Origin of the sequence: Nocardia sp. NPDC058058, from assembly GCF_042885355.1 — a bacterium.
Lineage (GTDB): Bacteria > Actinomycetota > Actinomycetes > Mycobacteriales > Mycobacteriaceae > Nocardia.
This window is the reverse complement of record NZ_JBHVSA010000003.1, coordinates 470,225-482,462: the sequence shown is the minus strand read 5'-3', so window position 1 is coordinate 482,462 and position 12,238 is coordinate 470,225. Positions and strand designations below refer to the sequence as shown.

Below are 12,238 nucleotides of genomic sequence, written 5' to 3'. Positions count from 1 at the left end.
CTCACTCCTTCTTCTCGTCGTGGCCGCCAAAACCTTTGCGCATGGCGGAAAGTGCCTTATCCGCGAAGTCGTCGAGACCGCGCGAGCTGAATCGTGAGAACAGCGCCGCGCTCAGAATCGGCGCGGGCACGCCCTCGTCGATCGCGGCGATCGAGGTCCAGCGGCCTTCGCCGGAATCCGATACGCGGCCGGTGAATTCGGTCAGGTCGGGGGAGTCGTACAGCGCCGCCGCGGTCAGATCCAGCAGCCAGGATTCGATGACGCTGCCGCGCCGCCAGACCTCGGCCACGGCGGTGGTGTCGATATCGAACCGGTAGAACCGGGGCTCTTCCATCGGTGCGGTCTCGGCGTCCGCGCTCGCCTGGGCGCTGCCCGCATCGGCATGGCGCAGGATATTGAGTCCCTCGGCGAGCGCGGCCATCATTCCGTACTCGATGCCGTTGTGCACCATCTTCACGAAATGTCCTGCGCCGCTCGGCCCGCAGTGCAGGAACCCGTATTCGGCGGGGTCCGGTGCATCGGTGCGCCCGGGTGTTCGCGGCGCGGCGTCGATGCCCGGGGCGATGGTGGCGAAGATCGGGCGCAGGCGTGCGACGACCGCGTCATCGCCGCCGATCATGAGGCAGTATCCGCGGTCGATGCCCCACACCCCACCGCTGGTTCCGCAGTCGATCAGGTGAATTCGCTGCTCGGCCAGGGTTTCCGAGCGCCGGATGTCATCGCGGTAGTAGGAGTTGCCGCCGTCGATGATCGTGTCGCCGGGCGCGAGATGCTTGGCCAGTTCGTCGATGATCGCGCCGGTGACCGTTCCGGCGGGTGCCATCACCCAGACCGCGCGCGGCTGGGCGAGCTTGCCGACCAGGTCGGCGACGGTATCGGCCCCGGTGGCGCCGTCGGATACGAGTGAGTCGACGGCTCGGGCGTCGATGTCGTAGACGACGCAGTGGTGGCCGTCGCGCATGAGTCGCCGGGAGATATCGCCTCCCATTCGGCCGAGGCCGATGATGCCGAGTTGCCGCGGATCGGTTGTCGCCATCATCGGTACTCCGTTCTGGTGCAGGGGGATTCGGTCATGAGCGGTTATCGGTGGGTAGCCATGGGGTCTGCCAGCCGGGGTGGCCGCGTAGCAGCTCGCCCGCGCCGCCCGGTCCCCACGAACCGCGCGGATACGTCACCGGTGCGGGGGGATGCTCGATGAGCGGTTGCAGTATTCGCCAGGTTTCCTCCACCACGTCCTCGCGCGGGAAGAGTGAATGATCGCCGGTGAGCGCATCGTGCAGCAGGCGTTCGTAGGGTTCGGGGGGTTGGCCCAGTTCGGCGGCGAACGGCAGGTCCATGTGGACCGGTCGCGTGGACGTGCCGGCGGAGCCTTGCGAGGTCAGGATCAGGCGCAGCCCGGGGTCCGGGTCGATACGCAATATCAACTGGTTGGCGTCGATGTGCTTGGGCTGCTGGAGGAACGCCGGGGGTGGCGGGCGGCGAAAGATCACCCTGACCTCGGTAGCGCGGGTGGCCAGCGCCTTACCCGCGCGAATGAACCAGGGCACACCGGCCCAGCGCGGGGTATTCACCTGGACGCGCAGTGCCGCGTACGTCTCGGTCACCGAATCCGGCCTCACGCCATCCATATCGTGGTAGCCCGCGTATTGGCCCGTCACCGCGCGGGCGGGCTCGACATCGGCGGTGGCCCGGAAGACCGCGACCATCTTGTCCCACAGCGCACGGGAATCCGGCCCGGTCGGGGGCTCCATGGCCAGCAGTGCGAGCACCTGCAACAGGTGGTTCTGCACCACATCACGCACCGCCCCGACCGAGTCGTAGAACGCGCCCCGATCCTCGACACCGAAATCCTCGGCCATCGTGATCTGCACGGCCGCAACATGATCGCGATTCCACACCGGCTCGAACAGGACATTGTCGAAGCGCAAGAAGGTGAGATCGAGTACCGGCTGCTTGCCCAGGAAATGGTCGATGCGCAGGATCTGATCCTCATCGAGGGTGCGATGCAGCTGTTCGTTGAGGGCGCGCGCCGAGACCAGATCATGTCCGAACGGCTTCTCGATCAGCACCGAAGCGCCGGTCGTGAGCTTGGCCTGACCCAGGGCCTCGACGACCGGGGCGAACAGTGCGGGTGGGATCTCCAGATAGAACAGCGGGGCCCGGGCGTGTTCGAGGAGTTCGGCGAGCTGGCGGTACGTCTCGGGGTCGGTGAAATCGCCGCGCAGATAGCTCATGCGGCGGGCCAGCCGGTTCAGGACCTCCGAATCGACGGTCTCGCCGGAGGTCGTGAGTGCGGTGCGCACCGCGGCGACCAGTTGATCATGAGACCAATCCGGTTGTGCCAATCCGATGATCGGGCAGTGCAGGCGACTGGCCGCCTCCAGGCGATACAGCGCGCGGAAGGTCATCTTCGTCGCCAGATCCCCGGTGATTCCGAAGATCACCAGCGCATCGGCCCGCGAGTGGTCGAATCGCTTGGCAGACATATTGTTTCCGCGCGTCACAATGTCCATCGAGCACCTCACCGTGTGAATTGCTTTCGCCGACTCGTCGACTATCGCGCCGGTCGCGCGCGCCCGCCTCACCTCGAAAGGGTGAAGCGGCTGCGACACCGCGCACTGTGACGGTCGCCGTGTTCGGTGGCATCACCCGGTTTCCACAGCATGATGGTGGGATGTCCAAGCGGGTGAGCGCATGCGCGCACTACTGATATTGATCATCGTGCTGGCGATCGCGCTGATCGTCGGCGACCGAGTCGCGGTGGCACAGGCACAGAAGGAGATAGGCAGCCGGATCGCCACCGAATACAGCCTCGCGCAGCAGCCGAGTGTGTCGATCGGCGGCTTCCCGTTCCTGACCCAGGCGGTCGACGGCACCTATCGCGACATCAACGTGCGGGTGGGCGACTGGAGCGACCAGCAGATCTCGGTCCACAACCTGGAGGTTCACCTCACCGACGTCACCGCCCCGCTGTCCGATCTACTAGCCAGCCGGACCTCGAACCTGGTCGCCGACACCGCGACCGCCACCGGCGTCGTCCCCTATGACACCGTGCAGCGCTTCGCGCCCTCGGAAGTCGAATCGATCAGCTACGCCGCCGACGGCCTGCGCGTCACCGGCACCTTCTCGGTCCAGGGCATCCCGGTCCCCGCGACCGTCGTGGTCACCGTCGCCCCCACCGACGACGGCTTCGAGGTAACCCCCATCTCCGTCCAAGCCAGAGCGGGCGGCCCCACCATCCCCCTGGCCCTGATCAGCCAATCCCTGACCTTCACCGTCCCCCTACAGTCCCTACCCCTGGGCGCCCGCCTGACTGCCATCCAACCCGCCGCCGACGGCCTGCACGTAACCGCCATCGCCCGCACCGTCCGCTTCTCCGACCTCCCCGCCATACCCCAGCCCGGATAGCCTGGAGGACATGACTTTCCGCGCGGTGATCTTCGATATCGGAGGCGTTCTCGAAGTCACCGAACAGATGGATTTCGACATCGCCTGGGAACACCGACTCGGCCTCGAACGCGGCCAGCTCATCGGCCGCCTCGCCGATGTCTGGCTGGCCGGAAGTATCGGCACCATAACCGAATCCGAGTTCCGAGACGCGATCATTCAACGACTAGCCCTAGCTCCCCACACCGCCGACGAACTCATCGCCGACATCTGGACCCAATACCTCGGTGTAGCCAACGACGAACTGATCACCTACGCGAAATCCCTTCGCCGCGAACGTCGAACAGGAATCATCAGCAACAGTTTCGTAGGCGCCCGCGCCCGCGAACAACACGCCTACGGCTTCGAAGACCTCTTCGACGACATCATCTACTCCCACGAAGTAGGCACCACCAAACCAGATCCCGCCATCTACGCCCTGGCCTGCACCCGACTCGAAGTAGACCCCCACGAGGTGATCTTCATCGACGACGCCCAAATCGCCCTGGACGGTGCCACCGCAGCCGGAATGACCACAATCCACCACACCGACAACACCACCACAATCACCACCCTGAATACACTGCTGGGCAACCCGAACCGCTGATTCAACGAACCACTTCGATGGAAGCTCATGCGGGACTGGCGCTATGAAGAGGGTTTCGGTGAGTCCGTCAGCCAGGCGGGGAGGGGCTCGCGTGCCGCGAGCCAGCTGTCCGGGATCCCGCGAATCGAATCTCGGTTGCCGATGCCCGTGTGTGCGGCCACGATTCCGCCGACGATCGCGGCTGTGGTGTCCGCATCTCCGCCCGCTTCGATGCATGCGGTGATGGCTGCCGGATAGTCGGTGAGGAAGGTCGCGGCCGTCCATAGGGTGAATGGAACCGTGTCCTGGGCGCTGACTTGCGCGCCATTGCCGAGTTCATAGGCGGCCTCAACCACGGACCGGCCTAATAGCTTTCGAGCACGGTGGATGCCCGTCGCGGTTCGCCCATCGACCAGATAGGGTTCCACCGAATCCAGCAATTCATCTGGTGCGCAGGTCTTTCCGCGAGTGGCGGCGGCGTGGGATGTGGCGACTGCGACGGCCATGGCACCGATGATTGCTTCGGGGTGCCGGTGGGTGACCTCGGCCGAAAGTGCGGCTTGCGTTGCCGCTCGATCCGAATCCCCGGCGAAATATGCTCCGAGTGGGGCGACTCGCATTGCCGCGCCATTTCCCCACGACCCACGACCGCCGAAAGCCGCACCGGCGGCGTCGATCCAGGGACGGCCGTCCCGAATCTCGTGCAGCACAACGACGCTGCCCGCACCGTAGCCGCGGTAGGGCTCGCATCGATCGGCGAACACGGCCGCGAGCGCATCACGGTCGATATGGCTGCGGTCGCGGATTTCCGAATACACCGAACAGGCCATCTCGGTGTCATCGGTCCACTGCCACGGGGGTGCGGGTGGTTGCCCGGCAAGAAGATTGGAAAGGGAGCGACCGGGGACGAAGAATTGTGCACCCAGCGCATCGCCAACGGATAGACCCTGAAGGCTGTCAAATGCGATTTCGATATTCGGCATGCTGGGGACGATCCTGTCAACGACAGGCGATCACCGCAACATTCGGAGGTCGGCACCGCACAGACGTCGGCGGCCGCTGCGATAACCACGCAGTGGCCGCCGACGTCGAATCCTCAGGCGGACAACGGGATCAGAAGGATCCGGTGCTCGGCTTGGGGGTGGTGGTCGGGGTGGTGGGCTGGTCGGCGACGGTGACCACCTTGGTGGTGGTCGAGCCGGCCACACCGCTGCGGCCGGAGAAGGTCGCGCCGATGTTGTAGGAGCCCGCTGCGCCGGGGGTCCACACGATGGTGGCCTTGCCGTTCGCGGCGACCGGGATGTCGCCGAGGACCTGGTCGCCCGCCTTGAACTGGATGGTGCCACCGGCGGCGGCGGGGGACACGCTCGCCTCGAGGGTGATGGCCTTACCGGTCTGTGCGCCACTGACATCGGTGATGGAGGTGGTCGACACGGCATCGCTGGAGACCGTGATGTTCGGTCCCTTGTTGGCGTAGGTGCCGCTGCCCAGGGACCCGCCGTAGTTCATGGAGGTCGGCAGCGGAGTGTCGCGGGCGCAGTTCACGCCCACGGTGTACTGCACCTCGAAGGTCTGCGACTTGGGGTTGATGTTCGGGTACACCGGGTACTTGGTGATCCCGAATTCGGCCTTCACCCAGTCCGAGGACGAGGTGTCGAGCGAAACCTGATCGCCACCCATCTTGGCCGAGCCCGCGACGGGGGTCAGGCACGCCGGGTGCAGATCCTTGATGTTGTAGATGTACTCCACCGGAATCCCGGTGCGCTCGAATGTCGTTGTGACGGTGACGATGTCCCCGACGACCGGGTTGGTGTTGGACACCGTGCGGGTGAACTTGCTGTTCCCGTCACTCCAGGTGATCGTTCCGGGCGCGGCCGAAGCCGTACCCGGAATCAACGCCACCGCGAACCCCGCCGCGACCGCGAACGCCGCGAGCGACCCGCCCACCTGCTTCATTCTCTTATCCACCATCATGTACTCCCACGTAATTCGAATGCCCCTCGACCTCGTCATCGAGGCGCTGATGCATCCGAGTTGGCGCGATTAGATCATGATGAGAACCCCCTTGTACCGGATTCCGAAATGATGATGAGTCAGATTGAGACGTCAACTGGACTTATGACCACTATCCCGCCCGGAACCCGATGAGATCCGCCCCAGAGCCTCACGGGATCCACACAATTCCCGCGCAGCGCGTGCACATCGCCGACATAGGTTGCGATGATGCTCGTCAACGCTGCTCGGCCCGCCGCCGCCCCGCTCTGCGCATTGGTCTTGGCCACGATCGCGCTCGGTGTGACGCTGTATCGCGGTTGGATGGTCACCTGGCTCTGGATTCTCGCCCTGCCGTTGCTGCTGGCAGTGTTCGTGACAATCATTGCCGGCTTCGTACTGCTGCTGTTCTTGACCGCGCGCCGCGCACAACGGGTTCCGCTGGTGGCGACCGCGGTGCTGGCGCTGATCGGGGTCGGCGGGTCGGTGCTGCTCTTCTTCGTCCCGCACGCCACCGCGTGGACCCGGTTTTGGCTCGAGCGTCCGGCATTCGACACCATCGCGGCGATGGAGCTGCCGGACCGTCGCGCCATCGACTACTACGGGGTCGACCTGCCTCGGCAGCTGTGCTTCGTATCGGTGAACTGCAAGGTGGCCGTGATCGGCACCAGTGGCGGACACCCGGTGCGGTTCGTGCCCGATTACATCGGGATCCCGGACGATGCCCACGGTTACGGGCATTTTGTCGGCACACCCGAGCCTGGACCGTACGACGGGTTCGGTGAACCCCTCTGCCCCACAATGGAACTCGCGGGTGGCTGGTGGTGGCTCGGCTTTTGTGGGCGCTCCGTCCCTTAGCCCGGCCGGTACGGCCCCAGGGAGCGCCCTCGCCTCCCGGATTCGCAATCGCCTGACCGAATCCGGGTGGATCTGAGAGGGTCGCGACATGAAGATCGGTGTCGCACTTCCACAAATGGCTCCCGGCTACGGACCGGGTACGACGGTCGACTGGGCTCGGCGCATCGACGCGGGCCCGTTCTCGAGTGTCTCGGTGGGGGAGCGGGTGACGTTCGCCAACCCGGAGATGGTGGCGACGTTGGGCGCGTGCGCGGCGGTCACGGAGCGGGTTCAGGTGCTGGCGAATCTGTGGGTGTTGCCGCAACATCCGATGGCAATGGTCGCGCAGCAGATCGGCACTCTCGATCAGCTCGCGAACGGGCGTCTCGAGGTGGCGGTCGGCGTCGGCGGTCGCGAGCATGACTATCGCGCTCTCGGCGCGGACTTCAAGGCACGGCATCAGCGGCTCGATGACAAAGTGGCCGAACTGAAGTCGCTGCTCGCCGGGGAGCCGCCGTTCGAGGGCGCGGACCCGGTCGGCCCGGCGTGCGTGCAGCCGGGCGGGCCGATCATCCTGGCCGGTGCGATGGGTCCGAAGGCAATGCGACGGGCTGCGAAGTGGGCGGATGGCATCTCCGGCTTCAGTATTCGAGGCGATGAAGAGGAGATCGCCAAGACGGGTGCGCTGGCCGACCGGTGCTGGGCCGAGGCCGGTCGCACGACGACCCCACGCAAGGTCAGCGGCTGCTTCACCGCCCTGGGCATCGCCGACGCGCCGGAAGCGTTGCGTTCCTTCACCGCTCGCTATCTCAGCTTCCTCGGGCCCAAGTTGGCCGACATGGTGGCGGCGTCGACGCGAGCCTCCAGCCCGGAGGTGCTCGCCGAAATTCTCGACGGTGCGGAGCGAGCCGGTTGCGATGAGTTCATCCTGGTCCCGGCGGTCACCGACCTGAAATTCCTCGAGGTGGCGGCCGAAGTGGTGGCTGCCAGGTCTTGACGCTCATGGAATAGAACCTGTTCTATTCCAGGCATGACTCTGCGAGTGATCCAGTGGGCCACCGGTGGGCTCGGCCAGGCCGCGATCGGCCAGATCCAGCTGCACCCGGATCTCGAGCTGGTCGGATGCTGGGTGCACTCGGAGGCCAAGGCCGGTCGAGACGCCGGTGAGCTCGCCGGAATCGGCCCCATCGGCGTCATCGCCACCAATAGCGTCGACGAGATCCTCGCGATGGATGCGGACTGCGTGCTGTACGCACCACTCATGCCGAATCCGAAAGAGGTTGCCGCGCTGCTGCGTTCGGGCAAGAACGTGGTCACGCCGCTCGGCTGGTTCTGGCCGACCGCCGAGGAGAAGGAGCGGATGGCGGCTCCGGCTCGCGAGGGCGGCGTGACGCTGCACGGGACCGGGATCGACCCCGGCGGCGCGTCCGAGCAGCAGCCGCTGTTCTTCACCGGCCTGTCCAGCGCGATCACATTCGTCCGCGGTGAGGAGTACTCCGACATCCGCACCTACAACGCCCCCGACGTCGTGCGCCACATCATGGGTTTCGGGCAATCGCCGGAGCAGGCGATGAACGGTCCGATGCTGGCGCTGCTGAACAACGGCTTCGATCAGTCAGTCCGAATGTGCCTGGACACACTGGGTTTCGCCGACGCCGAGATCCGCAGCAGCCGCGAGGTGGCGGTCGCGACCGCACCCATCGATTCGCCGATCGGCGAGATCCAGCCCGGCCAGGTCGCCGCCCAGCGCTTCGCCTGGGAGGCATTCATCGGCGACACCAAGGTGGTCAGAGTCGCGGTCAACTGGCTGATGGGTGATGACCACCTCGACCCGCCCTGGAAGTACGGCGACGGCGGCGTCCGATACGAAGTCGAGGTGAAGGGCGACCCCGACTGCCAGGTGACGATCCACGGCTGGCATCCGACCGCCGTCGCGGCCGGTCTGGAACGCAACCCCGGCATCGTCGTCACCGCCGCGCACTGCGTCAACTCGATCCCCTATGTCTGCGCCGCCGAACCGGGCCTGCTGACCTTCGTCGACATGCCCGTTGTCACCGGCCGGGCACACCCGGACCTGGCTCGCTAGCACGCACGCACGCGGTGGCCCGACCGGCGTCAGCTCCCGTTGCCGGTCGTGGTGGCGTTGTTGACCGGGCAGTCGCCCTCGCTGCGGCCGCATGCGGCGAAATCGCAGAGGCGGCAGAGCCAGGGCTGTGGACGGTTGACGCTCTGGGTGGCGCGTTGCTCGGCTCGAGCGAGAGTGACGGTGGTCAGCATGGTGTCCAGCGCCGTCACCAGATTGCCGATCTCGTTGGCGGACAACGCCGATAGCGCGCTTGTCAGGGATGTCTCGCGCGTTTGAAGTATTCGTTCGGCCGTGTCCCGGCCGTGCGGGGTGAGGGCAACGGAGACGGCTCGTGCGTCCCGAGCCGCGCCACGTTCGACGAGACCTTCCGCGACAAGGCGGTCGACGAGCCGGACGGTACCCGAATGAGTCAGTCCGAGAACGGAACTCAGCTGGGTTACCGATCCGCCGTCGAGGAACTGGTGTATCGCGGTCAGAGCCGCGGGGGCCGACGGCCCGAGCGCCGTGACCGCGTCGACGGCGGTATTCATCCGGTCGGCGATCACGAGACTCAAGGCGCCCAGGACGTTGGCGGCGTGTTGGAGGCTTGACTGGGTTTCGGTCACGGCTCTAGTTTATATGCATGACTCATACACATTCCCCAGGGGTGGACTCGAAGCCGGCGGCGACCCTGGCGATGCTCAATATCGACAGCGGCGACCCGGCCAGGCAAGCGCGCTTCTATGCCAACGCGCTCGGCTGGGAAATCACCTACAGCGACGACAATTACGGGATGGTCGAGGGCGACGGCCAGAAGATCGGCTTCGGCAGGATCGACGAATTCCGGCCCGCCCAATGGCCGGATGCGGCCGGTGCCAAACGCTTCCACCTCGATCTACAGGTAGATGACCTCGACCTCGCGGCCAAGACCCTGTGCGCGCTCGGAGCCAGCCAACCCGACTTCCAACCCGGCGCCGCCCGCTGGCGGGTCCTGCTCGACCCCGATGGCCAGCCGATCTGCCTGAGCCTCCGAGCAAGCTAATTCCGCTTAGCCAGGCAGAGCGCGAAATCCGTTGTCGTATAACCATTGCCGTACGAGGTTGTGAAACTGTAAACCTGATCGGCCGCCGGATACTTCTGCCCGCATTCGAAATCTGGAATCAGCCCGCTCACCTGCCCGAGCACCACGGACTGTGCCCGGGCATCCGAACAGGGCACGATCTCCAACTCGGGATACTTGGCGTTCAGGTTGCCCTTGAATTTGTCTCGCACGCAGTCCCCGGGTTTGGCATTGCGGGGATCGCTGGCCGAGTAGATCGGCGCCGGGGCGCTGACATACGGATACGACGACGAGTGTGCGGTGGAATCGCTGCGGCTCGCCGCGGACAGGATGAGCAGGATAGGAATCAGCGGTACGAGCAGCCCGACCATCTCCCATCGCCGCGGAAACGCCTTCGCCGAATAGTCCGCCAGCGCAGGCGATCCCGGGATCGGAGCCGCGAGCGCACCGACCCGAACGCGATTGATCAGATTCATAAAAAGGGTGAACGGATTGGCGATGAAGAACGAAAACGGCCCCCACCAGCCCTGCACCAGCGTCTCCGCGGTCAGATGCCGGAACGCCGCCACCCCGCAGTCACGGCAGAAGGGCCCCTCCAACTTCCGGAACTGCATCACGATGATCATCCCGCGATGAGCGCGGAAATCCAGATCCGCGGCCGGCACAGACCCGCAGAACTGACAGTAGATTGTGGCCAAGACTGAATGATCCCCCAGATTGAGCTGTGAACCGCAGTATTCAAGCACACCGTGCCCCGCCCGGTCGAGATGCCGATTGGCGAATCATCAAGTGCGGCCGTCGATTCGGGTGGGGATTGTTTGGGAACCAAGCAGTCGTTAGGGTCGGGGGATGGAGCTTTCCGGGGTGGTGGCTGGTCCGATCAATCTGGTTTCGACGTTCTTCTCGCTGGCCGATGTTGGGTATGTCGCTGAGGAGTATTTCCTGGCTGGAACGGCTGTGTCGTATCGGCTTACGGGGGAGGGTCGGGATGATGGGGAGTGGGTGACGGAGGCTGATGGGGGTGCGCCGTTCACGACTCGGTTAGTGGTGTATCGGCCGGTGGAGGGTTATTCGGGGACGGCTGTTGTGGAGTGGCTCAATGCGTCGTCGGGGGCGGATACGCCGCCGGTTTGGTTGTTGGCGCATCGGCATTTGATTCGGGCTCGGATGGCGTGGGTGGGGGTTACGGCGCAGTACGCGCCTGTTCATGGCGGCAGCGTGATGGCGGCGGAGGCGGAGGGGGACGCGAGTTGGAATTCGATTCTGTTGCCGCCGCTGAAACAGTCGGATCCAGTGCGGTACGCGGAGCTGTCGCATCCCGGGGACGCCTACAGCTATGACATTTATCGGCAGGCGGGGGAGTTGGTTCGGACGGTGGTGCCGGGGACGCGGCAGGTGCTTGCGGCCGGGCAGTCTCAGTCCGCCGCCACGTTGGTGACATTCGTGAATGCCGTTGCGCCGCATGGCTCGCCGTACGATGGGTACCTCATCGACGGACGCCCGGGGCGTCCCGCCACGCTGACCGGCTGGGGCGAACCGGAGGGGCTGGACGGTGCCACGCGGGTGCGGGCGGATTCGGCCGCGCCGGTGCTCGTGCTCCAAACCGAGACCGATGTGGTCGGTCTGATGCGCTCGATCGGTTCCCGCCAACCCGATTCCGATCGATTCCGGCTCTGGGAGCTGGCGGGCGCGGCGCACGGGGATACCTATCTCGTCGGCGCGGCCTTCACGGACTCGGGTGCGCTGAGCGCGGCCGAACTTGCCGAACGGATGGCACCGCGACGCAATCCCCTGGGCGTCGATTTTCCCGAGCCGATCAATTCCGGCCCGCAACACCACTATGTCGTGCAGCGCGCCATTGCCGCGCTGTCCATCTGGGCCGCTGGCGGATCCGCCCCGGCGCAGGCCGATCGGCTCACGGTATCCGGCGGAGAGCTGGTGCTGGACGATCACGGCAACGCGCTGGGCGGCGTTCGCACACCGTGGCTGGACGTACCGCTGGCGGTCCTGTCCGGGCTCGGCCAGGAGGGCGGCGGCCCCGCGGTGCTGTTCGGCTGCACACGTCCGCTGCCCGGCCCGCCTCCCGCCGACTACCTCGCCGCATTCCGAGCGGCAGCCGAGAAGACAGTCGCCGCAGGCTTCCTGCTGGCCGAGGATGTACCGGAAATCCTCGCGATGGCGGCCGCGAATCAAGCGTTGAGCAGCAAGAACGAACCTCGATAGTCCTTGACCCGGCACCGCTCTTTTCGCCCATCGCCGCGTCCCGCGGATT

The 12,238-nt window shown here is 65.7% G+C and carries 13 protein-coding genes; 7 read left to right on the top strand and 6 right to left on the bottom strand.

Features of this window, described 5'->3' with window-relative positions; all coding sequences use genetic code 11:
• Nucleotide 1 precedes the first annotated feature (1 nt).
• Nucleotides 2–1,036, bottom strand: coding sequence for a phosphogluconate dehydrogenase (NAD(+)-dependent, decarboxylating) (gnd, locus tag ACFVUS_RS25905; protein ID WP_387774684.1), 1,035 nt, complete (start codon nt 1,034–1,036; stop codon nt 2–4).
• Nucleotides 1,037–1,070: 34 nt separating this feature from the next.
• On the bottom strand, nt 1,071–2,486 hold the full coding sequence (zwf, locus tag ACFVUS_RS25900; protein ID WP_387771535.1) for a glucose-6-phosphate dehydrogenase: 1,416 nt from the start codon (nt 2,484–2,486) through the stop codon (nt 1,071–1,073).
• Between the two features lie 208 nt (nt 2,487–2,694).
• Here zwf and ACFVUS_RS25895 point away from each other — a divergent pair, with 208 nt between their 5' ends.
• Both ACFVUS_RS25895 and ACFVUS_RS25890 read left to right on the top strand, forming a co-directional pair.
• Nucleotides 2,695–3,408: a DUF2993 domain-containing protein gene (locus tag ACFVUS_RS25895; protein WP_387771532.1), complete on the top strand. Its 714-nt coding sequence runs from the start codon at nt 2,695–2,697 to the stop codon at nt 3,406–3,408.
• A gap of 10 nt (nt 3,409–3,418) precedes the next feature.
• Entirely contained in the window at nt 3,419–4,033 is a 615-nt protein-coding gene (locus tag ACFVUS_RS25890) for an HAD family hydrolase (RefSeq protein ID WP_387771529.1), read from the top strand.
• Nucleotides 4,034–4,074: 41 nt separating this feature from the next.
• Here the strand turns inward: ACFVUS_RS25890 and ACFVUS_RS25885 are convergent, their stop codons facing one another.
• Together ACFVUS_RS25885 and ACFVUS_RS25880 are read right to left on the bottom strand one after the other, a co-directional pair.
• Nucleotides 4,075–4,995 carry an ADP-ribosylglycohydrolase family protein gene (locus ACFVUS_RS25885; protein WP_387771526.1) on the bottom strand — a complete coding sequence of 307 codons (921 nt, stop codon included), beginning with the start codon at nt 4,993–4,995 and terminating at the stop codon, nt 4,075–4,077.
• 130 nt (nt 4,996–5,125) lie between these two features.
• Nucleotides 5,126–5,983 (bottom strand): Ig-like domain-containing protein, encoded by an 858-nt coding sequence (locus tag ACFVUS_RS25880; RefSeq protein ID WP_387771523.1) that lies wholly within the window; start codon nt 5,981–5,983, stop codon nt 5,126–5,128.
• 252 nt (nt 5,984–6,235) lie between these two features.
• Here ACFVUS_RS25880 and ACFVUS_RS25875 point away from each other — a divergent pair, with 252 nt between their 5' ends.
• The 3 genes from ACFVUS_RS25875 to ACFVUS_RS25865 all read left to right on the top strand — a co-directional run bounded on the left by ACFVUS_RS25875 (nt 6,236) and on the right by ACFVUS_RS25865 (nt 8,927).
• Nucleotides 6,236–6,862, top strand: coding sequence for a hypothetical protein (locus ACFVUS_RS25875; protein WP_387771520.1), 627 nt, complete (start codon nt 6,236–6,238; stop codon nt 6,860–6,862).
• 88 nt (nt 6,863–6,950) lie between these two features.
• Nucleotides 6,951–7,838 carry an LLM class flavin-dependent oxidoreductase gene (locus ACFVUS_RS25870; RefSeq protein WP_387771517.1) on the top strand — a complete coding sequence of 296 codons (888 nt, stop codon included), beginning with the start codon at nt 6,951–6,953 and terminating at the stop codon, nt 7,836–7,838.
• A 33-nt stretch (nt 7,839–7,871) separates the two neighbouring features.
• On the top strand, nt 7,872–8,927 hold the full coding sequence (locus tag ACFVUS_RS25865; RefSeq protein WP_387771514.1) for a dihydrodipicolinate reductase: 1,056 nt from the start codon (nt 7,872–7,874) through the stop codon (nt 8,925–8,927).
• Between the two features lie 29 nt (nt 8,928–8,956).
• On the opposite strand, the gene ACFVUS_RS25860 is transcribed toward ACFVUS_RS25865, so the two are convergent.
• Nucleotides 8,957–9,532, bottom strand: coding sequence for a MarR family winged helix-turn-helix transcriptional regulator (locus ACFVUS_RS25860; RefSeq protein WP_387771511.1), 576 nt, complete (start codon nt 9,530–9,532; stop codon nt 8,957–8,959).
• Nucleotides 9,533–9,573: 41 nt separating this feature from the next.
• On the opposite strand from ACFVUS_RS25860, the gene ACFVUS_RS25855 reads away from it, so the two are divergent.
• On the top strand, nt 9,574–9,948 hold the full coding sequence (locus ACFVUS_RS25855; protein ID WP_387771509.1) for a VOC family protein: 375 nt from the start codon (nt 9,574–9,576) through the stop codon (nt 9,946–9,948).
• Here the strand turns inward: ACFVUS_RS25855 and ACFVUS_RS25850 are convergent.
• Nucleotides 9,945–10,580, bottom strand: a complete 636-nt coding sequence (locus ACFVUS_RS25850) for a hypothetical protein (protein ID WP_387771507.1) — start codon at nt 10,578–10,580, stop codon at nt 9,945–9,947. The genes ACFVUS_RS25855 and ACFVUS_RS25850 overlap by 4 nt on opposite strands.
• Before the next feature lie 235 nt (nt 10,581–10,815).
• Between ACFVUS_RS25850 and ACFVUS_RS25845 the strand changes: the two genes are divergently transcribed.
• Nucleotides 10,816–12,189, top strand: a complete 1,374-nt coding sequence (locus ACFVUS_RS25845; protein WP_387771504.1) for an alpha/beta hydrolase domain-containing protein — start codon at nt 10,816–10,818, stop codon at nt 12,187–12,189.
• Nucleotides 12,190–12,238 lie beyond the last annotated feature (49 nt).